At 42.7% G+C, this 24,778-nt stretch carries 24 protein-coding genes and 2 pseudogenes; 18 read left to right on the top strand and 8 right to left on the bottom strand.

Annotation, left to right across the window (positions count from 1 at the left end; all coding sequences use genetic code 11):
- Positions 1-65: 65 nt before the first annotated feature.
- Positions 66-428, top strand: a pseudogene (locus tag EYW48_RS08625) (efflux RND transporter permease subunit); the annotation flags it as partial.
- Positions 425-499 (top strand): annotated as a pseudogene (locus EYW48_RS08620) (copper-binding protein); the annotation flags it as partial. The pseudogenes EYW48_RS08625 and EYW48_RS08620, both read left to right, overlap by 4 nt.
- Before the next feature lie 52 nt (positions 500-551).
- Here the strand turns inward: EYW48_RS08620 and EYW48_RS08615 are convergent.
- A complete protein-coding gene (locus tag EYW48_RS08615; RefSeq protein ID WP_053310474.1) occupies positions 552-995 on the bottom strand; it encodes a cytidine/deoxycytidylate deaminase family protein in 444 nt (147 codons plus the stop codon).
- An 807-nt stretch (positions 996-1,802) separates the two neighbouring features.
- On the opposite strand from EYW48_RS08615, the gene EYW48_RS08610 reads away from it, so the two are divergent.
- From EYW48_RS08610 to yddG, 4 genes are all read left to right on the top strand, one after another.
- Complete coding sequence (locus tag EYW48_RS08610; RefSeq protein WP_274682307.1) at positions 1,803-2,783, top strand: Gfo/Idh/MocA family oxidoreductase; 981 nt, start codon at positions 1,803-1,805, stop codon at positions 2,781-2,783.
- Between the two features lie 192 nt (positions 2,784-2,975).
- On the top strand, positions 2,976-3,374 hold the full coding sequence (locus tag EYW48_RS08605) for an OsmC family protein (protein WP_053310476.1): 399 nt from the start codon (positions 2,976-2,978) through the stop codon (positions 3,372-3,374).
- A gap of 108 nt (positions 3,375-3,482) precedes the next feature.
- Positions 3,483-4,052 carry a sugar O-acetyltransferase gene (locus EYW48_RS08600; RefSeq protein WP_053310477.1) on the top strand — a complete coding sequence of 190 codons (570 nt, stop codon included), beginning with the start codon at positions 3,483-3,485 and terminating at the stop codon, positions 4,050-4,052.
- A 22-nt stretch (positions 4,053-4,074) separates the two neighbouring features.
- Positions 4,075-4,995 carry an aromatic amino acid DMT transporter YddG gene (gene yddG / locus EYW48_RS08595; protein ID WP_277432251.1) on the top strand — a complete coding sequence of 307 codons (921 nt, stop codon included), beginning with the start codon at positions 4,075-4,077 and terminating at the stop codon, positions 4,993-4,995.
- Positions 4,996-5,064: 69 nt separating this feature from the next.
- On the opposite strand, the gene EYW48_RS08590 is transcribed toward yddG, so the two are convergent.
- Together EYW48_RS08590 and EYW48_RS08585 are read right to left on the bottom strand one after the other, a co-directional pair.
- Positions 5,065-5,961 (bottom strand): cation diffusion facilitator family transporter, encoded by an 897-nt coding sequence (locus EYW48_RS08590; RefSeq protein ID WP_053310479.1) that lies wholly within the window; start codon positions 5,959-5,961, stop codon positions 5,065-5,067.
- Positions 5,962-6,141: 180 nt separating this feature from the next.
- The gene (locus EYW48_RS08585) at positions 6,142-7,020 is read right to left on the bottom strand and encodes a LysR family transcriptional regulator (RefSeq protein ID WP_053310480.1); all 879 of its coding nucleotides are present in this window, start codon (positions 7,018-7,020) and stop codon (positions 6,142-6,144) included.
- A gap of 210 nt (positions 7,021-7,230) precedes the next feature.
- Here EYW48_RS08585 and EYW48_RS08580 point away from each other — a divergent pair, with 210 nt between their 5' ends.
- From EYW48_RS08580 to EYW48_RS08545, 8 genes are all read left to right on the top strand, one after another.
- The gene (locus EYW48_RS08580) at positions 7,231-7,812 is read left to right on the top strand and encodes a class I SAM-dependent methyltransferase (protein WP_277432256.1); all 582 of its coding nucleotides are present in this window, start codon (positions 7,231-7,233) and stop codon (positions 7,810-7,812) included.
- Between the two features lie 201 nt (positions 7,813-8,013).
- A complete protein-coding gene (locus EYW48_RS08575) occupies positions 8,014-8,589 on the top strand; it encodes a thermostable hemolysin (RefSeq protein WP_253910156.1) in 576 nt (191 codons plus the stop codon).
- 2 nt (positions 8,590-8,591) lie between these two features.
- Positions 8,592-10,097, top strand: coding sequence for an AMP-binding protein (locus EYW48_RS08570; RefSeq protein ID WP_277432250.1), 1,506 nt, complete (start codon positions 8,592-8,594; stop codon positions 10,095-10,097).
- A gap of 10 nt (positions 10,098-10,107) precedes the next feature.
- Entirely contained in the window at positions 10,108-10,791 is a 684-nt protein-coding gene (locus EYW48_RS08565; RefSeq protein ID WP_277432249.1) for an iron-containing redox enzyme family protein, read from the top strand.
- Positions 10,792-10,801: 10 nt separating this feature from the next.
- A complete protein-coding gene (locus EYW48_RS08560; RefSeq protein ID WP_274702110.1) occupies positions 10,802-11,608 on the top strand; it encodes an SDR family oxidoreductase in 807 nt (268 codons plus the stop codon).
- 54 nt (positions 11,609-11,662) lie between these two features.
- Positions 11,663-12,259, top strand: a complete 597-nt coding sequence (locus tag EYW48_RS08555) for a hypothetical protein (protein WP_277432255.1) — start codon at positions 11,663-11,665, stop codon at positions 12,257-12,259.
- 2 nt (positions 12,260-12,261) lie between these two features.
- Complete coding sequence (locus EYW48_RS08550; RefSeq protein WP_261918595.1) at positions 12,262-12,918, top strand: response regulator; 657 nt, start codon at positions 12,262-12,264, stop codon at positions 12,916-12,918.
- Entirely contained in the window at positions 12,908-14,320 is a 1,413-nt protein-coding gene (locus tag EYW48_RS08545; protein WP_277432248.1) for an ATP-binding protein, read from the top strand. Before EYW48_RS08550 ends, EYW48_RS08545 begins: the two co-directional genes overlap by 11 nt.
- 353 nt (positions 14,321-14,673) lie before the next feature.
- Here EYW48_RS08545 and EYW48_RS08540 read toward each other — a convergent pair whose 3' ends face one another.
- Positions 14,674-15,588, bottom strand: a complete 915-nt coding sequence (locus tag EYW48_RS08540; RefSeq protein ID WP_171981701.1) for a LysR family transcriptional regulator — start codon at positions 15,586-15,588, stop codon at positions 14,674-14,676.
- 192 nt (positions 15,589-15,780) lie between these two features.
- Positions 15,781-17,775, bottom strand: a complete 1,995-nt coding sequence (locus EYW48_RS08535; RefSeq protein ID WP_176313879.1) for an acetoacetate--CoA ligase — start codon at positions 17,773-17,775, stop codon at positions 15,781-15,783.
- Positions 17,776-18,012: 237 nt separating this feature from the next.
- Here EYW48_RS08535 and phhA point away from each other — a divergent pair, with 237 nt between their 5' ends.
- Positions 18,013-18,804, top strand: a complete 792-nt coding sequence (gene phhA, locus EYW48_RS08530; protein WP_261918596.1) for a phenylalanine 4-monooxygenase — start codon at positions 18,013-18,015, stop codon at positions 18,802-18,804.
- Positions 18,797-19,129, top strand: coding sequence for a 4a-hydroxytetrahydrobiopterin dehydratase (locus tag EYW48_RS08525; protein ID WP_053310492.1), 333 nt, complete (start codon positions 18,797-18,799; stop codon positions 19,127-19,129). The genes phhA and EYW48_RS08525 overlap by 8 nt, the downstream gene beginning before the upstream one ends.
- A gap of 127 nt (positions 19,130-19,256) precedes the next feature.
- Here EYW48_RS08525 and EYW48_RS08520 read toward each other — a convergent pair whose 3' ends face one another.
- Complete coding sequence (locus EYW48_RS08520) at positions 19,257-20,684, bottom strand: methyl-accepting chemotaxis protein (RefSeq protein ID WP_176313877.1); 1,428 nt, start codon at positions 20,682-20,684, stop codon at positions 19,257-19,259.
- A 176-nt stretch (positions 20,685-20,860) separates the two neighbouring features.
- Positions 20,861-22,072 (bottom strand): aromatic amino acid transport family protein, encoded by a 1,212-nt coding sequence (locus EYW48_RS08515; protein WP_171981470.1) that lies wholly within the window; start codon positions 22,070-22,072, stop codon positions 20,861-20,863.
- A 336-nt stretch (positions 22,073-22,408) separates the two neighbouring features.
- Between EYW48_RS08515 and EYW48_RS08510 the strand changes: the two genes are divergently transcribed.
- Both EYW48_RS08510 and EYW48_RS08505 read left to right on the top strand, forming a co-directional pair.
- Positions 22,409-22,531: a hypothetical protein gene (locus tag EYW48_RS08510; RefSeq protein WP_255091333.1), complete on the top strand. Its 123-nt coding sequence runs from the start codon at positions 22,409-22,411 to the stop codon at positions 22,529-22,531.
- Between the two features lie 126 nt (positions 22,532-22,657).
- Positions 22,658-23,923, top strand: coding sequence for a DEAD/DEAH box helicase (locus EYW48_RS08505; RefSeq protein WP_053310495.1), 1,266 nt, complete (start codon positions 22,658-22,660; stop codon positions 23,921-23,923).
- A gap of 11 nt (positions 23,924-23,934) precedes the next feature.
- Here the strand turns inward: EYW48_RS08505 and EYW48_RS08500 are convergent, their stop codons facing one another.
- Positions 23,935-24,645 (bottom strand): TetR/AcrR family transcriptional regulator, encoded by a 711-nt coding sequence (locus tag EYW48_RS08500; protein ID WP_261916213.1) that lies wholly within the window; start codon positions 24,643-24,645, stop codon positions 23,935-23,937.
- Positions 24,646-24,778: the final 133 nt, after the last annotated feature.

The following is a 24,778-nucleotide window of genomic DNA, read 5'->3' as shown; positions in this document are numbered from 1 at the left end:
TTATGCAACAAGTAACGCATACAATTTGGTTTTCAGTGCTGATGGTCGTGGTTTTGATCACATCATCAATGGTGTCGAGTGCATCTTTGATGGCGTCAGCTTATTATCCACTGAGCAAACTAGTCAGCGAGTTCATTCCTCCTTTAGATGAAGGGGATTTAATGTATATGCCGACCACTTATCCGAGCATTTCTATCGGTAAGGCTCGTGAGCTATTACAGCAAACCAACAAACTCATCAAAACAGTTCCGGAAGTAGAAACCGTGTGGGGGAAAATTGGTCGAGCAGAAACCGCGACCGATCCGGCTCCGCTGACGATGACAGAAACGGTTATTCAACTGAAACCTCAAGATCAACAGCGTGAAAGGGTAACGACGGAATCTTTGCGCAAAGAATTTGATAATTTAGTGCAATTCCCTAGTTTGACAAAAACATAGAGTTCGCTTGTAACATTCCAGGCCACGCTGAAGCTGGAATGGTCAAAAAGATTCAACTGTAATGTAAAGCGCCCTCCAATATCGGAGGGCGTTTAGTATTGAATATGTTGTTACTTACTTTAGGCTATCTAGCGGTAGCCAGTTTACTTTTACTCCGGCTTGTAAAAACATATCTTGGCTGACTTTGATTTTATCACCCCAGCGAGACAAAAAGTCTTCCGTTTGTTCAGGGCAGTGAACCGCAGAAATACCGGTTTGAATAATTTTTGCCGCACAGTTTGGGCAAGGGAAATGAGTCACGTAAATCTCACAGCCATCTAAATCACGCTTAGCAAAAAGAATCGCGTTTTCCTCAGCATGCAAGGTTTTGAGATATTTCATATCTCGATCATCGGTTCCTGCGCTGTCTGAAATGCCGTGTGGATAGCCATTGAAGCCAACGGAAACGATGCGATTTTGTTTGGTAATGACTGCACCCACTTGGGTTGACGGGTCTTTACTCCAAGAGCCAACAAGTTCTGCCATTTGGTAAAAGCGTTGTGCCCATTTCGAAATCATGCTTTGTTCCTCTAATGATTTTTCTTTGCTCCCCAGACTAAATAGGGATTTGTGATAAAGATCAGCATTAATATCCTAGTTTTCGAGCACTGAGTCTAGAGTAAATCTATTTTAGCGAAGATATTTCTTAAATTAGAGTGAGAGCTCTATCCCGTTTTTTTCTTCACAAAAATTTCTTCAATGGACATATTTAGGATTTTCTTTGTGCGAGATCTCTTACACGGACTGTAAGATTTTAGCGTTTATTGATGCCGTAGAATGAGATGTTGTATTTTTAACTCATTGAAAATAAATCATTATAATTGCAATCAATTTATAGTGTAGAAAAGTTTTTTCAGAACGGTAATTGTTCGTTAACGTAAAAAAAGTAATCTTAAGTTGTCAGCAGGAAGCGGACACGGAACAGGAAAGACCCAAGGATAGGTCATCTTCAGGATGAAGATTCGATGATTCGGGAAGAATTATCGGCAAGGAAAGCGAAGGACATTAGCTGGATGCTGAATAACTAGGATGGTTATCAAGGATGGTTAATGTACGGTGCAAAGGATAATTGCACGAATCTGTCAGGAAGACAGATTAAGGACACCGCTAGGAAGGCGATGAAAAGGATTGCGCTGAAGGAGTCAGCCAACTATCAAGGAATAGATGCAGGGAGCACCTATTAGTAGCTGGATTGCTGCGAGTAAGAACTGGAACCCCACTAGGCGAAAGCTTGGTGGGGTTTTCTTCATTTTATTCTTGTAAAGTAAGATTGCTTCCTACTCCGTAACTCCAGATAATGAGTGAAATTTGTAAAAGGAGCTCATTATGATTCGCTTAGCGGTTATTGGAACCAACTGGATTACCGATCAATTTATTGAAGGCGCATTAAAAACAGGTGCTTTTAAGCTGACGGCGGTCTACTCGCGCAGTTTCGATAAAGCAAAAGAATTTGCAGCGAAATACGATTCTCCGGTTTTATTTACCGATTTAGTCCAGTTAGGGGAGTGCGATGAGGTTGACGCGGTCTATATTGCAAGTCCTAATGCACTGCATGGTCCGCAGTCGATTCAAATGATGGAGGCAGGTAAGCATGTCATATGTGAAAAGCCTTTGGCATCAAATTACCCACTAGCGCAGCAGATGTATAAAGTGGCAGAGCAGCAAAATGTCATTTTATTTGAAGCATTTATGACGCCGCATTTACCAAATTTTGCTGTTATTAAACAGCAGTTATCGCAAATTGGTGCTATTCGCAAAGCGATGATTAGCTACTGCCAATACTCATCTCGTTACCCTAAATATTTAAATGGCCAAAGACCAAACACTTTCTTAGCTGAATTTTCTAATGGTTCCATCATGGATATTGGTTACTACTGTCTAGGTTCTGCGGTTGAATTGTTTGGTGAGCCAGACTCAGTTCAAGCCCAAGCTCATTTGTTGGATACGGGGGTGGATGGCAATGGCAGTGTCATTCTAGGATACAAAGGTTTTGATGTGGTGTTAATGCACTCCAAAACTAGCGATTCTTACTTGCCAAGTGAGATCCAAGGTGAAGAGGCTGCGTTGCAAGTTGAGATGATTTCTATCTGCAATAGTGTCACAAAAATTAGTCGCAGTGGCTGTCGTGAAGATTTAAGTGTTGATCAACAAACGAATCGCATGTTTTATGAAGCTCAGAAATTTGCCGCGCAAATCCAGCGAAACAGTATTGATGAGCAATGCAAACAACGTTCACTACTGGTGTCCAAATTATTAACGGAAATACGCCGTCAAACCGGAGTGGTTTTCCCTTCCGATAAACAGTAATACCAATCGTAGTAAATAACTGGTCATCCTAGCTTGTTTAAATATTCGATAACAGCGTTAGAATTTTTGATTGTAGAATAGCTACTTATCGAAAAATTTCGCCTTGCTATCAAGCATTTTTTCTACGCTATTTCGGAACACTGACTTACGGTGATTGGTATAATTCACAGCCAATGAATAAGAGATCAAGTGATGCAAGCAGAAGTTAAGTGGGTTGAAGATTTTAAATTTTTAGGGCAATCACAATCGGGTCACTCTATTGTGATGGATGGTAGTGGCGGTGCGAGTGCACCAAGCCCAATGGAAATGGTTCTGATGGCCGCTGGTGGTTGTAGCTCTGTCGATGTAGTTGATGGTTTGAAATCGGCCAAGCAAAATGTGACATCGTGTGTTGCTAAATTAACCACAGAGCGCCGCGACACAGCACCGCGTATTTTTACCGCGGTAAACATTCATTTTGAAGTTTCTGGAGAAAACCTTGACCCTACCGTGGTGGCAAAGGTAGCTCAAGATTCATTAGAGAAATACTGCTCAGTCTGTTTGATGTTAGGTAAAGGTGTGGTGATGACCCATAGTTGGGAAATCATTTAATTCGCCATGAGCGATGTAAAAAGGGGGAAAATGTACGAGCGACATTTTCTCTTTTTTCTTTTTTATTTCAGCGTACTCTGGCTTTTTATTGCGATGAGGAGTGAAAAGATGACTGAAATGGAAAAAATGATGGATGGACAAATCTTTGATGGTGCCGATCCTGAAATAGATAGAATTCGTTGCAAAGCGGCTCAATTGCAAATTCAAATTAACCAATGTTGTGATGCGTCGCAGCGTTATTCATTACAGCAGCAACTGTTCGGTGCCATTGGTCACAGCGTTGTTCAACCTCCTTTTCACTGTGAGTTTGGTGAAACGATTCACATTGGTGACGAAACTTTTATCAATATGAATGTCACTATGTTAGACGGTGCTTGTATTACCATTGGCAATCATGTTCTTATTGGCCCTAATACTCAATTTTATACACCTTCTCACTCTTTAGATTATCGCAGTCGCCGTTTATGGGAGACGTTTTGTAAACCCATCGTAGTGGAAGATGATGTTTGGATTGGCGGTAACGTGATTGTTAACCAAGGTGTCACCATTGGTGCGCGTTCGGTTGTGGCGGCCAATTCTGTGGTTAATCAAGATGTGCCACCCGATACACTGGTTGGTGGTACACCAGCCCGAGTGATTCGCTCATTAAAAGAAGTCAACAGTCTCTCAACCAGTTAAATAACAGCGAGGAAGGTCATCATTGAAACAACATAAGCACACCTTGTTTGGTGTGGCTGCCATTTTGCTATGGAGCTGTCTTATGGGGCTCACCCGAACAGTGGCTGAGCAATTTAGCCCAATTGGGGGGGCGGCTTTGATCTACACAGTGAGTTCTATATTTCTCGTGCTAGTGATGGGTTTTCCTAAGCTAAAGCAATTTTCTTTACGTTACTTGCTGATTGGTGGCGCGCTTTTTGTCAGCTATGAAATTTGCTTAGCGCTAGCACTTGGCATGGCAAATGACCGTCATCAAGCGTTAGAAATGGCAGTTATCAATTACTTATGGCCAGCACTGACAGTGTTGTTGGCTGTTATTGTTACTCGTAAACCCATTAATTTATTCGTTTACCCGAGCGTTGTATTAGCTTTTGTGGGGGTGGCGTGGACGATCGCTGGTGATGATGGCTTTTCTATCGAACAGTTTTCTCGCAACATCGCCACTAACCCAGCGACTTATAGCATGGCGTTTGCGGGAGCGATTATTTGGGCTGTGTATTGCAATATTACCAAACAGTTAGCGAATGGACAAAATGCAATTATCGTCTTTTTTATCGCCACAGCCAGCGCACTTTGGATTCAATATTTCTTCAGTGATGAACGAGCGTTAGTATTTACACTCCCTGCTACTTTAAATTTAGTGATCACTGGTGTGGTTATGGGCAGTGGCTATGCGTTGTGGAATGTCGCGATTATTCGAGGAAATATGCTGTTACTGGCTACGCTTTCCTATTTCACTCCTGTCATTTCGATGCTATTTTCTTCGGTTATATTGGGAGTGGTGCTCGGTGTCAGTTTTTGGCAAGGTGTCGTGATGGTCACCATTGGCTCATTAATGTGTTGGTGGGCGACAAAAGATAGATCGTCATCTGTTAAAGAGAGCGAGGCAACACAAGCAAGCTAGGCGAATTGGCTATTAGAAACAAAAAGACCTCACCATAATGGTTGAGGTCTTTTTTATGAAGGTTTGTGACTATCGTGCAATGTTCATGTTTAATTGCAATTCAAAAGGCAGTTTCGATAAACGCTTATGTAACGAACGACGTGTACTTTCAATATCTTCGATAGCAATCATTTCATTCTCTTCTGGGCGAATATCTACGTTTACCCATAACTCATGGCCTACTTTAGTCACGGAAGTCAATTCAATCTCTTGGTCTGATTCTTCACCTGCGGCTATTACGCCTTGGTCAACTGTGTTACAAATTTCTTTGCTCGCCGACATCATCAGTAATTCACGCATCGCGGATTTGAGCATGTCGTAAGGCACTTTAATAAAATAAAACGACATTAGTAGCATCATCATTGGATCTACATATACGGCATACTCCGCATAAGGTGACATTGTCACTAAAAAAGCCACTAAGAAACCTACGGTTACCACGACACTTAATAGCGTGTCCATTTGCCACTGTTTCGTTTCTGCTTCGATTAAGCCAGAAGAGTAACGCTTACTTTTTTGAGCAATAAACCACCAGGCAAAGCCACAGCCAATAACGTTGATTGCGCCAAAGAGTGTTGCGATAGAAGCATCCACTTCACGCCCACCAGTAAATAATGCAACGACAGCTGAGTAGAGCGAATAACTCACTACTAATAAAATCACGCTGGCTTTAATTGCAATTACCGCTGGTTCAAAAACGGCTCTACCCAATGGAAATTGAGAATCTGAAGGTTTACGGATATAACGTGAAGCCACCAGCGACAATAATGTTAACAGCAAGCTGACCAGTGAATAGACACCATCAAACACGATAACTAATGAGCCGACAAGCATACCTACCACTAAACCACCTCCAGCAAAGCCAGAAGCCAAAAGGGCAGAAATCGTTAATACGCGATTTTCGTTATTTCTTGTTCGAGCGCACATAAAATAATACCTGTTGAAAACATAGTGTTATTTTGGCTGAAAACCCATTTTTGACAATCGTTAAGTGAGCGTAATTGATAGTGGAATCAATGTGAAATTATTATTTTATTTAAAAACAAAGAGTTACGAATTATCTGCCTGTCAGTTTTTTTGACACTGACTGCTTGAGTCTCGATTGGATTAAAAATCAAACAAGTAATCGCTGAGTTTATCCGCCAACCAATTCATTCCAGGATGTTCCGCCATGCCTGTTGCGGTGAACATGCAATAATCTTCTTGGGTTAAACCATAAGTATGCTTGATTACCGTTAGTTTTTGTTCACGCAAATAACGGCGAATAAGTGGCTCGGGCAAAACTCCCCATGCATTTTCTGTCAAAATGGTGTTGAGCATGTAATCAAAACTTGAGAAACCGATGTATCGACGTGAAAAAGGTTGTAGCTCTGGATTATCCTTCTCATTTAGGTAAACCATCACCGCTTGCATTGCTTTGCGGAGTTCTTCATCGGTTACACGTTTGATTTTGGTCAGTGGGTGGTCACTTTTACACACCGACATCATGCGGATTTTGCCCAAAGGCTGGTAGGTAATTCTGGGGTCATTGATACGCTCGTAATCAACGCCAAACGCGAAGTCAACTTGGTGAGTGGCAATTAAGTTGGCTAAGTCACCGCTCGATGCGAGTACTAAGTTGAATGACGTGGCTGGAAAACGATTATTGAGCTGATGCGCAAAATCTTGCCATAGTGCATCGGGTAGTGAGTCATCACGGGCTATCCACATTTCGGCGTTAAACCCACGTGAGACTTGAGTGCAGGTGTGCTTTATCCGCGCAATCGTCACCAACACGCTTTCACAATCTTTGTAGATCGCTTTACCTGCTTCCGAAAGCGTGAGGTTATTACCGGTTCGCACAAACAGGGCAGTATCGAGCTCTTTCTCTAATGCTTTTATCGCCATGCTCAGTTTAGTGCGGTTACATTCTAGCTGCCGTGCCGCTTCAGAAACAGAACCGGTTTCTGCGACGGAACAAAATGCTTCAATTTGCGAGAGATTCATAAAGACTCGAAGATATAGTAATCACAAGTGATGATAGTCAGCGGATCATAAACAATTTTCAGTTGGATGCCTATCTGTCTGTTTTCTCGCCAAATGAAATAAGCGCCCCATTTCTTGAATAAGATTGCGTTGTAACGCTATGAACGTCACATAGTTTTGGTTTACTCTTGGCAATATTACCCCAATACAAGAAGTAATACGGAGGCCATGATGGCGAACGAATGGGATGAGTACGCAGCTGAGTGGGAACAGGATGAGTCCACGACTATTTTTGCACAGAACGTTTTTCAGCAGCTTCAGAAGTTAGCGTCACTCAATGGCAAACATGTTTTTGATTTTGGCTGTGGTACGGGTTTATTGAGCCAATTGATGTCACCACAAGTAAAGGATATTGTCGCATTAGACAGCTCGGAAGCGATGATTGAAGAGTTAGACAAAAAAGAACTGTCTAATGTTGAACCTGTGGTTGACTTCTTGACCCGTGGTTTAGTCGCGCAGCACCCTGCCTTTCGTAAGCAATTTGACCTTGTCGTTGCTTCTTCTGTTTGTGGTTTTGTGCCTAATTTGAGTGAAGTGCTCACAATTATCCATTCTTTACTGGATGACAATGGCTTATTTGTGCACTGGGACTGGTTAGTAGCAGAGGATGATCCTGAATATGGTCTTAGCCAACGTCAGATCGAAACACTACTTAAAGATGCATGTTTTAGTCAGGTTGAAACCTCAGTGGCTTTTGAGATGCAAACAAAAAATGGTCTAGCGCCAGTTGTGATGGGCGTGGGTCGTAAATAATCCTTTCATCCTAGTTCACGATTTTATCTCGGTATTTTCCCTTAGAAATCGCGCTGTAAAGCGCGGTTTTTTTATGCGTGTAGCAAAAAATTTACTTTCTTAAGTTTCCCTTAAGTTTCATTTCTTATTCTCACTATGAAATCAAAGTTAGAGGGTGAACAAATGAAAGATCTCTTACGAGCAAACACACTAGTGTTAGAGATGGTTGAAAAAGACCACCCAAAACGTAAAGAAGTCGAAGCGTATATCGGTGAACGGTACGCCCTAGCGTTTGACGCGAAACTCAATAGTTTCATGCCAACGTTTCTTGCTCTGCTCGAGCACGACCATATCCAGTCTTTATGCGGTTTTCGCATTGCCAGCAATGAAGCCTTGTTTCTTGAGCAATATTTAGATGAGCCAGCGGAAGCTATCTTGTCTAACGTTTTTAGCCAAGCTATTAGCCGTGAAAGCTTAATTGAGTTTGGTCAACTGGCATCATTTTCTAGAGGAATGTCACCGGTCCATTTCCTACTCATGACTGAAAAATTGGTGGCATCGGGTTTTGAGTGGTGCATTTTTACAGCGACCGATCCCCTTTATGCCATGATGTGCCGTTTAGGCTTAACCCCTACGATATTAGCAGAAGCGGATCCAAATCGAATTGCTGATGCTACCCAAATATGGGGAAATTACTATCAGCATCAACCGCGTATTGTTGCCGGTAACTTAAAGCAAGGGTTGGCGCATTTGCAGAGCTTATTTGTAAACCACAGCCGTACGGTTATAGGAGAGTAGTGATGTCTGCCATTATTGAAACCTTAATGCAGCGTGCGGAACTAACGCCTGACCGTATTGCCTTTATCGGCTGTTCGCATAGCTCTGACCAAGTGATGAGACTGAGTTATGCTCAACTGCTAGAAAAAGTGAAAGGCTACGCGTCAATACTTGAATCTTTACAGCCTCACTGTATTGCTCTGCGCGCTGAAAACAGTTTGGATTGGGTGATAGCAGACCTTGCGGCTATGTATATTAAGTTGCCGATTGTACCGATCCCGATGTTTTTTACAGCGGAGCAAATCCGCCACACTTTAGACTCTGCGGGTGTCGATTTACTGTTGGGAGATTGGCCTGATACCTTATCAGCATCATTAGTACAGCCGCTAGCCGTGACGATTGGGTCGCTGGATGTATGGAAAATCTGTGATGTGCAGCCTGCTCGGTTACTTGCCCATAGTGCCAAAGTCATATTCACTTCAGGCTCAACAGGAACACCGAAAGGGGTGTGCTTAAGCAGTCAACACCTTGCTACTGTGAGCATGACTTTAAAGGAAGCGATTGCGACGCAAGCGAAATGCGATACTCACTTGGTTTTACTGCCTCTGTCCACTTTGCTAGAAAATATTACCGGTATCTATGTACCAATCATGCTTGGTGCTAGCTCTGTGGTACTGCGAGGTGAAGACGTGGGCTTAGTGGGGTCGAGCCAGTTTGATGCACAGCGTTTCGCACATGCACTGGCTAGCTATCAACCCAATAGCCTAGTGCTTACCCCTGCGTTGTTAATGGCTTTGATTCACGTTGCTAAACAGGATGCTGCTCTTGTCGCCTCGCTGGTTTTTGTCGCGGTGGGTGGCGCGCGTGTTGCCCCGCAGTTGATGCAGTATGCTCACGCGATGCACATTCCGGCTTTTGAGGGTTACGGCCTGTCGGAATGCGGCTCTGTGGTGAGTTTAAATACACCATCACAACTGAAAATGGGCACATGTGGACGAGTATTACCGCATTCAAAAGTGATGATTGCGCCGGATGGAGAAGTGCTTGTTAAAGATAATGTTGCGCTGGGTTATATCAACCAACCTTTTAATGAGCAATGGCTAGCCACGGGCGATTTGGGTTCGCTGGATGAGCAAGGTTACCTTTCTATTACTGGTCGTAAGAAAAACCAGATTATCACCAGTTTTGGCCGGAATGTATCGCCGGAATGGGTTGAATCTGAAGCGCAAATTTTTGCGCCTTTACGCACCATGGTTGTGGTTGGTGAAGGTCAGCAGCACCTAACCGCCGTTGTTGATGGCGGCGATCAATCACTGGTGTTATCAGCCATTGAGCAACTTAACCAAAAATTGCCAGATTACGCCAACATTGGTGATGTGCTTACGGTGAGCGATCTACGTTCATACCATCACTTATTTACAAGTAATGGGCGGCCGATTCGCCAAGCTTTTGAGTCTTGGTTAAGCGACACCAACGTCCCCAGCTCTGTGCAGCGAATTTCTATTGCCCCTATGTCAATTTATTCTTGAGGAACCGATGATGAGTCAATTTTTTCAAACATTAAAACAGCAAACTTTACCTGCGCAAATGTCGATGCTCCAAGCCCCTATTTTTGCTGCCTGTCAGCGTGGGGATATAGATAAAGAGACTTATGTGAATTTTCTCACTCAAGCTTTTCATCATGTAAAGCATACCGTCCCTTTATTGATGGCATGTGGAGGACGATTGCCTGAAAAATACGAATGGTTACGCCAAGCGATTGGAGAGTATATCGAAGAAGAAAAAGGTCATCACGAGTGGATTTTGAATGATATTCAAGCATGTGGTGCCGATGCTGAACTTGTTAGATCAAACCAAGAAACTGGCCGTGTGGGTATGCCTATCGAGCTGATGGTGTCGTATTTGTATCATCAAATTGACCGCGCTAATCCTATCGCTTTTTTCGGTATGGTTTGGGTATTAGAAGGTACGAGTGTTGGTGTGGGGGGACAAGTGGCGCAGTTGGTGAAGCATACTTTGCAACTACCGGATAGCGCGATGACGTATCTCACCTCTCACAGTGTGCTCGATCAAGACCATATCAAATTGTTTGAAGATTTGATGAATAAGATCACCAACCCTGAAGATCAGCAAGCGATCATTGACTCTGCCAATATGGTTTTTCATCTCTACGGAAAAATGTTGCATGACTTAATGCCCAGTAGTTTGCAAAACGTTGCTTAAGGAGCATCAAATGGATCTGCAAGGAAAACACGTTCTATTAACTGGAGCCTCTGGTGGTATAGGCCATGAGTTAGCGCTGGCATTGGAAGAAAAGGGGGCAACGTTGTTGCTGGTTGCTCGCAATATCGAAAAATTACAAGCGCTTCGCCAATCACTGAGTAACCCAGATGCCCATCACTGTTTAAGCGTGGATCTATCAACCGCCGATGGGTTAGACAAACTGAAACAGATGTGTCGCCAGCTAGATAACCTCAAACGCATTGATGTGGTGATTAATAATGCAGGGATTAACCAGTTCAGCTTTTTAGCTCAACGGAGCAGTGCGTCGATAGAACAAGAGATTCACCTAAACCTTACGATGCCAATTCTGCTTAGCCAAGCTGCACTAAGTTGGTTAAATCGCCCCGGAATTATTTTAAATATTGGGTCGACTTTTGGGTCGATTGGCTTTCCAGGTTACAGCAGTTATTGTGCCGCAAAATCAGGAGTACAGCGCTTTAGCGAAGCGTTAGATCGTGAACTTGATGGTTCCGGTCTTCGTGTGCTTTATCTTGCGCCGCGCGCAACTAACACCAGCCTTAATGATCCGTTAGTCGAGCAAATGAACAAACAATTGGGTAACGCCAGTGACTCACCCCAAGTCGTTGCGCAGCATGCTATTAAAATATTGGAAAAAGAGCAGGCATCACATTGGATAGGGTGGCCTGAAAAACTGTTTGCCAAGCTAAATCAATTGTTTCCATCATTGGTTTCTCAATCTATCCGCAAGCAACAAGACACTATTCATCATTACATTAATCAAGTTCATGGAAAGTAGTAAGAGGGATTTAAGATGAAAACATATTGTATAGGACTTCTTTCACTATTAACGATGGGCAGTATCCAGCCTGTGGTTGCATCGAGTGCAGATCCGTTGAACACTATTCAAAAAAAATGGGCGGTGTGCCAATATCAATCGCAAGATAAAGAACATCAGGTTTACTGTTTAGAAAAGCTTATTGAACGTAATCAAAAAGCACTCGATGATCAACCTGAACGCCCAGAGTTAAAAGTTTGGCTTGCTATCAATAAAGGCTCTTTAGCTGGCGTTAATGGTGGGCTGGGCGCGCTTTCTTTAGTGAAAGAAGCAAAAGTATTGCTTGAGCAAGTGATTGAACAAGCACCAGAAACGTTAGATGGATCCGCTTATACCAGTTTAGGTTCGTTATACTATCAAGTGCCGGGGTGGCCTATTGGCTTCGGTGACGATGAAATGGCGGAAAAAATGCTCAAAAAAGCGCTAGAAATTAACCCCGATGGTATCGACTCTAATTATTTTCATGGTGATTTTTTAGCTGAAGATGGCCGAAAAGTGGATGCTCTGACTTATTTGAAACGAGCTCAACAGGCCAAAGCAAGACCCGATAGACCTTTGGCTGATATGGGGCGTCAAAAGGAAATAGAAAAGCGAATAGGAGAGCTTAATTAATCATGCGCTTGTTGTTGGTTGAAGATGATGTATTACTCGGCCAGTCTATGGTGGCTTCATTAAGCCGCCAAGGCTATACCGTTGATTGGGTAGAAAGAGGTGGTGGGGTTGATTTGGCTTTAAAAACCGAACAGTTTATTGCCATCATCTTAGATTTAACCCTTCCTGATATTGACGGTTTAGTTGTGCTTAAAAATGTGCGTCGGGCGGGTTATACATTACCTGTTTTGATCTTAACCGCGCGTTATGATGTTGAAGACAAAGTCAAAGGCTTAGATGGCGGAGCTGATGACTATCTGGTCAAGCCTTTTGCATTGGAAGAATTGATGGCAAGGTTACGGGTGTTGATCAGACGTCAATCCGGTTTCTGTGATACACGTATGGAAATTGGTGATTTAGCCCTGTCGTTAGCTGAACAAGCGGTTGAATATCAAGGAGTACGACTTAAACTTACGAATAACGAGTTTAAATTACTAGCCGTATTGATGACGCAAGCTGGCCGAGTCGTAAGCAAAGAACAACTGCTACAATCTCTACATGGGTGGGATGAAGGCACGAGCGATAATGCGATAGAAGTGCACATTCATAACCTACGAAAGAAAGTTCCAAATAACATGATAAAAAACATCCGTGGCGTGGGGTATATCATTGAAAAATAAAAATGGCTATTCGATTAAAAAGAGGTTGACTGTTTCGGTAGTAATGCTCTCCTCGTTACTAATCCTCATTTCCCTGTATTTCAGCTACAGCGCCGCACAATATGAAATCAATGAGGTTTATGATGCACGTCTTGGGCAATCAGCCAAACTGCTTTTATTAGGTATGCCAGTTGATGATGGTGAGCGCTCTATGGCAGAGTCTCAGCAAGTTTTTGACACTTGGATGCAACGAATTTCTCAGCAATCTCAAGCCAAGGGACATGATGACCCAACCACTTTTGGTCACCCATACGAAAAAAAAATCCTTTTTCAGTTTTACCGTAATGGACTACTGATATGGGGATCTAACCCTGAGGTTGGCAAAATACCTCATAACCCCGCATATGTTGGTTTTGGCGATGTCACGCTCAATGGTGAATCGTGGCGCTTTTTTCAATTACCATTACCTGAGAATTATCATACTACTCCTGAATATGTGATTGTCGCGGAAAAACAAGTCATCAGACAAGAAATGAGTCACGAATTAGCGTTGTCGACAGCGTTGCCGCAATTGATCTTAATTCCTTGCTTAGCTGGCATTATGGTGATCTTAATTGGTATACACTTTGAGCCTATTTCAGAGTTAAAACGAGCAATTACTCAGCGTAGTGTGAATAAACTCGATAGTATTTATGTGGCCAACCCAACGGTTGAATTGTCGCCGTTAGTGACGGCATTGAATGAACTATTAAGTCAGCTTGATCAAGCGTGGCAGCGAGAAAAACGCTTTACCCGCATGGCTGCTCATGAACTAAAAACACCATTAACCGTATTGAGGCTTAATGCGGAAAATGCACTTAACAGCCAAAATGAAGAACAATTAAAGAACGATCTTAATAATATTTTGCGAGGGATAGAAAGGACTGACAGACTGATCCAACAACTTTTGATGTTAGCTAAAGTCGAAAGTCAGAATCCACAATTCTCATCGCTAGATCTCCGCAAACTGTTACAAAATGTGATTGCTCAACTTGTGCCTATTACGCTAAAGCAAAAGCAAGAGATTTCGCTACAAGCTATTGATGTTCAAATCCGTGGAGATGAAACCTTATTGACGGTGCTGTTTAGTAATTTAATCGACAATGCGATTCGTTACTCCGGTGAAGGCAGTGAAATTCATGTGGTAATTAGCGATAGTGGTGATTATATCGAAGTGCGAATCGCTGATAACGGCCCAGAAATTGATACAGAAACACGAGAGAAATTGTTTGATAATTTTTACCGTGCGAACACCGAAAAAGGTGATGGTGCGGGGCTTGGTATGTCTATCACACAAGATATTGCCAAGTCACATCAAGGTCGAGTGGAGTTACTCCCTAGAGAACACAAACAAAATGTATTTTTGGTTCGGTTGCTAAAGTAACTGGTATTGAATGTTATTTTAATAGATGAAATGGTAGTTGCCATAGCCTTTATTTTTCGTAATTTGGATTAACGTCCTAAGTCTTTTATGGTTTTCCATATTGAGAATTGCTTATTTACATTATTTCACTGTTCGGTCATTCTCAAATTACGTATTCTTCACCTAGTGATAGAGATCGTAATAGCTGGTTAAAAGCTACGTGATGTTTGTCAAAGGATTCTATTTGTTGACTAATAACTCATGGCTAGGGTTGCTCAAAAATAAAAGCAAATTAGAACAAGCAATAAGGGTCAGCGTATTGCTGACCCTTATTGTTTTCAATGCTTATCTCATTCTAGTAATCAATTACTCAACTAACTAGGTTGCCTGAGCTGTTCACACAACCACCTAATGGCTTGGTCGTTCATGCTGGGCTTATTCCAAACTAAACTGTAAGCGACTGTACCGTAATTAAACGGAAGTGGTTTGGTGACTAACTGCTGTGCTTGCAAAGCCTGTTCTGCCCATTTCTTAGAACATGTAAAGAGATAGTCAGTATGTTGGCAAAGTACCGCCGCCGAACCGAAATCGGCAACGATAATAGGAACTCGACGCGCATGATGGCATTGTGCTAGGTTCTTTTCAAAGAAAGGCTCAGAGAGCTCCTTATCCAAAATACCAATATGTGAATAATCTAAATACTGCTCGGTGGTCAATATTTCATTAGCCAGAGGGTGGTTCTTTCCCATTAAGCAGACCATTTCATCATATTCAAGTACTTCCCATACCAATTCTTTATCGCGAGTGGGGGGTTGGCTAATATCGTGTGGTAGTAAAATAAAGTCGACTAAACCGCTTTGTAGAGCATCAAATCCATAGTGTTCTTTTGAGTAAATCGTAAAGGAAGCGTTGGGTGCCTGGTTGGATACAACATTGGCAAGTTTCGAAGCAAACACTTCGAAAGTGCTTTCTCTCATTGCAAGGTGATACTGACCTTGGTGGGCAATGGGCTCAAAATCAGCATGGTGTAGTAAGCCATTCATACTCGACAAAATGGAGTGAACGGTCGGCCCCATTTGCAGTGCAAACTGGGTCGGAATCAAGTGGGTGCCGTCTCGGTAAAATAGTTCATCTTCCATGAGAATGCGCAATTGTGACAAACACTTACTGATACTTGATGGGCTGACACAAAGCTGAGTTGCTGTCTGTGTAACGCTACGCGTGCTTAACATGATGTGCAGCGCTGTCAGGTGCTTTAAACTGATTCTCGAAAGATGAATGTAATCCATAAATAAAGACGAAATCTCCCTCTATTTTGGTGAAGCATATCACTGAGTAGTATGTTAATGGCATTTTAATATACTGGCCATGATGCATTGTGTCACAACTTTCCTCTTGTTATTTCTATTATTGGTTGTTTATTCTGCTTTATGTGATGCTTATGATGGTAGGAAGAAGAGTTTTTGTTGCTATTTCACTAGTTATTTGTTGAAAAAGAGCTGGTGAATTTCACTTAGCACTCGACTATTCGCGATAGAACCAAGGTTGTTAACGGTTTCATTGTGGATGGTTTGTTTAACAGCCAGTTCAACCAGTTTCCCCGATTTTGTTCTGGGAATATCACTAATAGCATAAATTTGAGCGGGTACATGGCGTGGAGAGCAGTGGGTTCGAAGTCGTTGTTTGATTTCATTGATTAAGTTGTCATCCAGTTCTGAACCAGCGACAAGCTGCACAAAAAGAATGATGTGTTCATCGTTGTCTACTTTTTGACCGACAGCGATAGAGTCAATAACTGACGTAAGTGCGTTGACTTGTTGATAAATCTCCGCAGTACCGATGCGTACCCCTCCTGGGTTTAACGTCGTATCACTGCGCCCATAAAAACGCATGCCTTTATTTTCAGTCCATGCTACTTCATCGCCGTGGTGCCAAATACCCGCATATTTATTCCAATAGGCGTGATGGTAGCGTTCACCATCATCGTGCCAAAAACCTATCGGTTGGTTAGGAAAACTGTTGCGACAGACCAACTCTCCACGCTGTTCAGTCGTTGGTTCACCATCTTGATTGAACACTGCTACATCTAATCCGAGCGCTGCGCCTTGGCACTCTCCTCGATAAACGGGGGATATGGGGTTGCCTAATACAAAGCAGCCGCAAATATCAGTGCCACCGGAGATAGAAGCGAGATGTAAGTCAGCTTTGATATTAGAATAGACATAATCAAATTGCTCTGGATACAACACCGAACCAGTAGAGCAAAGTGTCTTTAGATGAGAAAGCGGGTAGTAATCGCTTGGTGAAAAGGCTGTCTTTTGCAGTGCTTCTAAGTATTTCGCTGACGTTCCAAACAAGGTGACCTCGGCCTCCTCGGCCAGTTCCCACAGCACACTAGGTTGTGGATACATGGGGTGGCCATCGTAGATCACTAATGTCGCACCACTGGCGAGCGCAGAAACATGCCAGTTCCACATCATCCAACCGCAGGTGGTGTAATAAAAGACGCGGTCTTTAGGTTGAATGTCACAATGTAGTTGATGCTCTTTGAGGTGGTTCAGCACTGTCCCGCCAACCGAATGAGCGATACATTTTGGCTTGCCTGTTGTGCCAGAAGAATAAAGGATAAACAGTGGGTCGTTAAATCCAACTCGGCTGTAGTGCAAACCTCGTGGTAAGTAACTAGCGAAAATGGAATGCCAGTCAGAAAATCCGTCATTAATCGTTATGTTTACCGAGCGTTGCTGTAAGTATTCGATTTGGCAGGTATTTTGGATGCTAGAAATTGCGTCGACAATGTGTGTATTTTTCTCCTCCATTGAATGGGTTTTGCCGTTAAAAGTATAGCCGTTACAGCAAAAAAGAATTTTGGGATTAACTTGCCCAAAGCGCTCGACCACGCTGTCTACACCAAAATCTGGTGAGGTGGCTGTCCAAATAGCACCTAAGCTGGTGGCTGCAAGCATTGCAACTAAGGTTTCTGGAATATGAGGTAAGTAACCAGCGACTACGTCGCCTTTTTCTACGCCATTTTGCGTTAGCCATTGCTGAAGGATTGAGACCTGATCATTGAGTTGCTGCCACGTGATTTTCTGACTTTTTCCATTCTCATTTTTAAACCACACCGCAATGCCATCTGGTTGCTGGAAAGCGTAAGAGAGCAAATTTTCCGCGTAGTTGAGTTGTGCCTGTGGAAACCAGATCGTGTCACGTGCTGGGATAAATTGTTCCCATCGTGATATACCTTCACCATAAATACAGTTACCGCGAAAGCCAATGACATCGCAAAACTGCCACACCTCAAGCCAGAATTGTTTCTTATCTGCAATTGACCACTGATGAAGCTGTGAGTAATGCTCTATCGCTTCTCCTTGCATATTAATGTGTTGAATAAATTGCATTAAGTTAGATGAGGAAACGCGCTCTTCACTAGGGATCCAAAGTGGATTGCAAGCGGGTGGATTTTCCTTATGCATGATAGCTATCCTTTGCAAAGGCTGTGACTGACGGAGTGGTAATTCATTCAAGTGTTGTTGCTCAACCTGGCAAAGTCAAATATCTCCTTCATATTCATACTTATGATATTTAAGTAAAAAAAAGAAAATGTAAAAAATATGTTACATTGCCTGCGGGGTTAATATGCTGTGCAGGAATTGGCAGAGTTGAAGGGAGGCGATAGGCTTAATGTAACTAACTTGTTATGAGGTTCAGTGATGACTCAGTATCATTCTAAGCCATTAAATAGTAGAGGCTTGATCGATTGGAGCGGCGCTGAAGATGCTATTTGGCATGATTTGGTTTCTCGTCAAAAAGCGGTAATTCAACAGCGAGCTTGCCAAGCTTACTTGGATGGATTAGAGCTGCTACAGCTTCCGAATGATTATGTCCCGCAATTGACCGACATTAACCGCATCTTGCAGCGTGAGACGGGATGGCAAGTTAAACCGGTTCCTGCTCTGATCAACTTTGACCGTTTCTTTGCATTATTGGCTGACAAAAAATTTCCAGTGGCAACATTTCTTCGTACACGAGAAGAGTTTGATTACTTACAAGAACCCGATTTTTTCCATGAAATCTTTGGTCATTGTGCCATGTTAACCCACCCTGATTTTGCAGCATTTACCCATAAATACGGCCAGTTAGGGGCGAGGGCAGATCACAAACAGCGCGTCTATCTCGCTCGTCTATATTGGTTTAGCGTTGAATTTGGTCTAGTGCAAGAGCGTGGTGAGACGAAGATTTATGGCGGCGGGATCCTCTCTTCTCCAGGGGAAACGGTTTATAGCCTAGATAGCGATGTACCAAAAAGAGAGATATTTGATATTCAGCAGGTGCTGAGAACGCCTTATCGCATCGATATTATGCAGCCGATGTATTATGTGCTCCATGATCTCAGTGATTTATACCATTTAAGTCAACAAAATTTAATGTATCAAGTCGAGAAGGCCATGAAAACAGAGCTGCTTACTCCATTATTTCAACCCAAGGAAGAAACACATGCTTGAAGAATTGCGTTGTGAAGCGTGCAGTATTGATGCGGTTGCTTTGACTGCAGAAGAGCAACAAAACCTACTCAAAGAGCTAGACGGATGGACTTTAGTGCATCGCGGAGAAATCCCACAGCTTGAAAAAGTGTACCTGTTTAAAAACTTTAAACTGGCTTGGGCGTTTACCAACCAAATAGCACAATTAGCGGAAGATGAATTTCATCACCCTAGTCTTTTATTGGAATGGGGTAAAGTGACGGTGACATGGTGGAGCCATTCCATTAAAGGTTTACATCAAAACGATTTCATCTGCGCTGCCAAATGTGACGCGTTAGTCGACTAGCTAATAGCCGATACAGTTCAACACCTGACCAGACATAAATATTCCCTTCATTTATGTCTGGTCTTTTTTATAAAAATTAAGCAGTTGTATAACTTGAAGCCACAGCGGTATGGGCTGAAATTTCAAGTTAGTTAGTACGGTAGCGGCTCAAAATTTCACCCAAATTGCGAGAGGCTTTAGCTAAGCTTGCAACACCTTGAGATGATTGTTGTGCAACACTGCGTATGGCATTTGATTGCGTTCGAATATCGCTAAGTTCTGCAGCAATATCATTGGCGACAGAGCTTTGTTCCTCAGCAGAGGTTGAAATTTGCACGCTCATGTTATTGATCATTTTCGCGGACTCAGCAATCAAGTTAACGTTATCACCGATATCAGATACTAAATCACTGCTAGTTTGAGCTTGGCTAACAGTTTGTTCGGTAATGCGTGCAATGCCTTTGCTTTCAGTTTGTAGTTTCTCGATCATCGCTTGAATTTCAACGGTTGCTGCCTGAGTGCGGCTAGCAAGTGTGCGAACTTCATCGGCAACCACTGCAAAGCCTCGACCTTGCTCACCAGCACGCGCGGCTTCAATCGCTGCGTTTAATGCTAATAAGTTGGTTTGTTCTGAAATAGCGTTGATGGTGGTGATCACTTCGTTGATCTGAATCGTGTTTTCATTCAAGGTCGAAACTGAGTTTGACGCTTGAGCAATGAATTGCGAAAGTTGTGAAATTTCATTGATCGCTTGTTGAACCAATTGGTAGCTTTGTTCAACTTGTTTGGTATCGTGCTCAGATTGTTGGTTCGCTTGCTGAGAGATGGTTGATACTTCGTGTGCTGAGGCGGTCATCTCTTCCATCGCAGTCGCGACAGAATCAAGCGATGCATATTGGTTATTAATCTGTTTTTCACTCTCTTTCATTTCATTAGCGAAAGAGTCTGAAGTTTGTCCTAGCGTGCTCGCATTTTCTTTTACCGAAACAACCAACTCGGTCAATGTATCCATCGCATTATCTAGAGCGCAGCCAATGGTACCGAATTCATCACGACCTGGGTGAAAACCTAAACGAGAAGTTAAATCACCCTCTGCAATTTTCTGTGTGGTGGTGTAAAGCACCCACAGGGCACCACCAAGAAACGTAGCAACCCAATAAACAAAGATCGCAAATGGTACGGCCCACAAATAAGAGAGTAAGAAACTGTTGAGGGCTTGATGGCGAGTTTCGTTTTCAAGGCGAGACATATTTTCTGTTAGTGCATAAAATTTGCCGTCACTGTGTCTTGCCGTTGCAGTCACAACCCCGTTTTTATAACTGGTTATGGCTGCTGAAGTTCGTGATTCGATACCAGGTATCGATTTTACATCTGTTGTGCCCGCCAATAAGCCTTGCAGTTTGTATTCGATAGCTAGCTTAGATTGCGCTTCGATATGTGTAAGCGTATCAAAATAACGATTACCTGCCATAAAACTTAAGGCGGTAAGGAATAAAGCGAAGATCACCCACATTTTGTCGTTTATCGACATTTTAATAAATACGCGGTCAATCGTCCTGAATTGAACTTCTTTCATTGTTACTCCAGTATGCAAGAGATGAATAGACAATATTATAAATATAGTAATCCCTAATGTGTGCCGTACGGCATAACTTTATGAAATGAATGTTGGAGTAAATATCAATAGTGAGATTTTGATCTTGTTTTTAAGCGGGAACGGTGAAGGTGGGAATCTTCCCACCTAAAACAAGCTTAACCAAGTGAGGGTAGAACTCCTAAACTGATGAACACTTGTGATGTTATGATCATCAAACCGATGGCTGCCGTCATAGTTAAAGCGACTTTACCACCTTTAACTTGATATTGGTTTTCGCCATTGTATTGTTCTTGGTTGCGCACTTTAATCACCATGACAACAGGTAAAAAGATGGCAAGAATCGTCAATGCTATCGCTGCATAACCAAGCGCCATAATAAAACCTTGTGGGTAAAAAAGAGCGAATACCAAAGGTGGAACAAACGTAATAATAGCTGCGACTGTGCGGTTGGCTCCGATTTTCTTTTTCTTTATGGTGTCACCCATGAATTCAAATAAACCGAGGCTTACCCCTAAAAAGGACGTCAGTAGGGCAAGATCTGCGAAAATACCAATAGTGCTACTTAAGTTTGACTGGTGCACCGTTTGTCCAAGGGTCACAATCAGAGCACTTAGACCAGAGTTTTCAACCAGTTCTGGCTGACTTACAACACCCAGAGTCACCAATTGCCAAAAGATATAAATAACCAATGGTATTGCAGAACCGCATAATATTGCTTTGCGCAGTGATGGTGTATCACCATCTAAGTATTTGACGATGGCAGGAATACTTCCGTGAAAGCCAAAAGAGGTGAAAATTACAGGGATAGCAGCAACGACTAAACCTTGCCCAAGCGGCATGCTTAGTAGGTATGACTGAGACACATTGGGTGCAAGAAAGGTGAGCACTGCGATCATCGCGATCATCTTTCCCGCAAAGAGTAAGCGGTTGACCTTATCAACGGTACTTGTACCCACAGTAACAATGACCGCAACCACTAACGTAAAGATGAGTGTGCCTAATGAATTACTGATGTCTAAACCTGCAAGATCGGTAAGTCTATGTGTGAACTGAGCGCCTCCGCCAGCGATATACGCTGCGCACAATGAGTAAAACAGAAACAACATCGCAAAGCTCGCCACCCATTTACCTTTCTCTCCAAGTATTTGCTTAGCAAGAGAGTGTAGCGTTGCATCTTTATCAGCATATTGATGGATCTCGACCATAAGTAGAGCAGTAAATGCCATTAATCCCCACAGAGAGATCATAATGAAAAGTGAAGTTGTAAAGCCGATACCCGCTGAAGCTAGGGGCAGAGCAAGCATGCCTGCGCCAATAGTGGTTCCTGCGATGATCAAAGTACTGCCGAAAATCTTTGATTGAGTCATGATGTAAATATCTTTATACGGTTTGTGGTGTGTTAGGTAGTGGTAAATCGCTGTAAAAGCATCAATAACCTATGAACCTATCGATTTGTGGTTATTTTGTAGAACTTTCAATTTGTTTTCAATCTATTTGTACAAATTAAAATCCACAAGTGTATTTTTTTGTTTACACTTAGAGGTTTGATGCAAATAAAGCTAGTAGTCATCGTTTACCTATGATAAACCTCATATAAATGACCATTTTGACTGTCCGCTTTCAAAAATTTGTCATATAAAACATCTAAAAAGGACCTTGTGGCGTAATAATTTTGCTCAAGTTAAATAAAAAGGAGGTCGACAGTGAGTGACCAATACAAAAATGATGAGTGTCTAGAATGGCTAGATGCGATGGAAATCGGCTTCGATTTATCCGATTATGATACGGCTACCGATGAATGTGCACAGCACGTCAACAATGAATAACCTGGGCCAGCAGTTTTGCTGGCTCTGCTGCTCGTTAAGTGTTTAATTTGAGCATTGATTTTGAATAGGCTAAACACCACCCTCTCTGTTACAATCCGCGCCCTTATTTCCAATAGGTAAGCGCTCATGTCTGATAACTTAAACCCGTTCCAACGCTTGGGGCTATCTCTACCTTTAGTTAACGCTCTAGACCATTTAGGCTTTGAAGCCCCAACAGAGATCCAATCTCAAGCTATTCCTCATGTTTTGGAGAAAAAGGATGTGATGGCAGGAGCGCAAACGGGAACCGGTAAAACAGCCGCATTTGGTTTGCCTATTTTGCAACGCTTTTTAGATGATCACAGCCCGCGAGAAGCAAACAGTAAAGTCATCCGCGCGTTAGTCTTGGTTCCAACTCGAGAACTGGCACAGCAAGTGTTTGACAACTTAACCGCGTATGCAGCCGGTACGGTTTTGAAAGTCGTCACGGCTTATGGTGGCACTAGCATGCATGTACAAACGCGTAATCTCAGAGGTGGTGCGGATATTTTGATTGCTACGCCGGGACGATTGATCGATCACCTGTTTGTCAAAAATATCATTCTGACACAAACCGAAGTATTGGTGCTAGATGAAGCAGACCGCATGTTAGACATGGGGTTTATGCCTGATATTCAGCGCATTTTGAAGCGTATGAATGAAGATCGTCAGACTCTATTTTTCTCTGCAACGTTTGATAATAAAATCAAGGCACTTGCACACAAAATGATGCGAGATCCTGTGGCACTGCAGATAACGCCTGCCAACACGACTGCTGACACCGTGAAGCAAATGATCTACCCAGTTGATAAGAAACGTAAGAGTGAGCTTTTGGCTTATCTGATCGGATCTCGCAACTGGCAGCAAGTGCTCGTGTTCACTAAAACCAAACAAGGTAGTGATGCGTTAGCGAAAGAACTCAAGTTAGATGGCATTAAAGCCGCTTCTATTAATGGTGACAAAAGCCAAGGTGCGCGCCAAAAAGCGTTGGATGATTTTAAATCTGGCAAGGTACGGGCATTGATTGCGACTGATGTGGCAGCGCGAGGCATTGATATCCACCAACTCGAACAAGTGGTCAACTATGATATGCCATACAAAGCGGAAGATTATGTACATCGAATTGGCCGAACAGGTCGGGCAGGGCAGCAGGGCTTAGCGGTTTCGTTAATGAGCCGCGATGAAGAGTATCTACTTCAAGCGGTAGAAACATTATTAGATCAGCGTTTGCCCCAAGAATGGTTACAAGGTTTTGAACCTAGCTTATTGGAAGAAGTCGCTTCAGAGCACCATTCTCCCAAAAAGAGTCGTTCATCGGAAAAGCGTAAAATGAAAGCAAAATTAAAAATTCACGCTGGTCGTGGTAAACGATAAGGTGTCATCCCTTATTGGGTCCAATCATAACCAATATTGTAAACTAGGTCGCTGACGTTTTTGGGTGACAGTTTCTGCGTTTCATCGATGTGGAATTTTGTCACCATTAAGTCATTAAACAGTTGCCAATGCCTAAGTAAGCATTGATCGATGTCTTGAGTTTCATCTGACCAAGTCTCTTTTAAAAATGGTGTTAAGCTTGCCGCGCCATGCGCGTACATGATGATTTGCCATTTTATTTCCCAGACCTTAATCGGTGTTGCTGGAAACTCATGGTTATATCGTTCGGCGAGTTGTTCAATAATGTGTTGAATTTCACCTGCACTATCAATGAAATAATCAAATAAAGCGTCTTCTTGTCTCACTGCATCAGCAATAAATTGGATGGGTTGCTTGACGATAAGCATGTGTGCAAGTAAGCGGATGGTAAACAGATACAGCTGTTGGTTAACCGGAGTATTTTCTGGAATTTCTGCTATTACTCTGCGCAAGTAGTGCTCGGTATATTGATGTAGGCCATCACTAATACTTTGCCAGATTTGCTCTTTACTGCCGAAGTGATGACGAAGAAGGCTATGTGATACACCTGCTTTATCGCTGATATTTCGTAGCGAAACACGAGCATAGCCAAATTGACAAAATAGCTCAGCAGCGACCATTAAGATATCTCTTTTGGTCTGTTTGGCATCTTGGGCGCTTCTTCGGCCTTGTTTTTTTGTCATCTCACTTGCTCATTACTATTTTTCACGAGGGAGTTGTACCAGATTTACACATCAGATTCACGGAAAAGCACATAACGAGTCGCATAAATACGCAATAATGGCACGAAATGACGTATTTATACCCAAACAACTT

The sequence above is a fragment of the Vibrio sp. 1180_3 genome, assembly GCF_029478545.1.
In the GTDB taxonomy this organism is placed as follows: domain Bacteria; phylum Pseudomonadota; class Gammaproteobacteria; order Enterobacterales; family Vibrionaceae; genus Vibrio; species Vibrio aestuarianus.
Note: the sequence above shows the minus strand (reverse complement) of the source record. Positions and strands in the feature narration are given on the sequence as shown.